Annotated in this window: 1 pseudogene; it reads right to left on the reverse strand. The window is 67.4% G+C overall.

Features of this window, described 5'->3' with window-relative positions:
• Positions 1 to 377, reverse strand: a pseudogene (locus tag EN862_RS35060) (metallophosphatase); the annotation flags it as partial.

A 377-nucleotide genomic window follows, 5' to 3' on the forward strand; every position in this document is an offset into this window, starting at 1 on the left:
GCTCTTCCGATCTCGCACCGAGCGCCCTTGCTGGACGATCCGGGCGCAAGGATGGAGGTGGCCTGATATCTCGCCCTCCACGCGCACCTTGGACGGCTCGTGCCTGAAGAGCAGAGACCCGATGGCAAGCTCGCGCACGGTCTCGCCGGGCAGGTCGGCCGGCGCGTCCGGATCGTGGTTGCCGGCGATCCAGAACCAGTCGCGGCCCGCGATCAGGCTTTCCAGTCGCTCGCGGAAGCTTTCGTGCATACGCGCCGCGCCGCCGCCGTGGTGGAAAGAATCGCGAAGGCTGATGACGAGCGCCGGCTGGTAATCGGCGATCACCGCGTGCAGCCTGAGCAGCGTCGAACAGGTATCGAAGGGTGGGTTCAGCGCGC

It is taken from the genome of Mesorhizobium sp. M2E.F.Ca.ET.219.01.1.1 (assembly GCF_004016445.2).
Classification (GTDB): Bacteria; Pseudomonadota; Alphaproteobacteria; order Rhizobiales; family Rhizobiaceae; genus Mesorhizobium.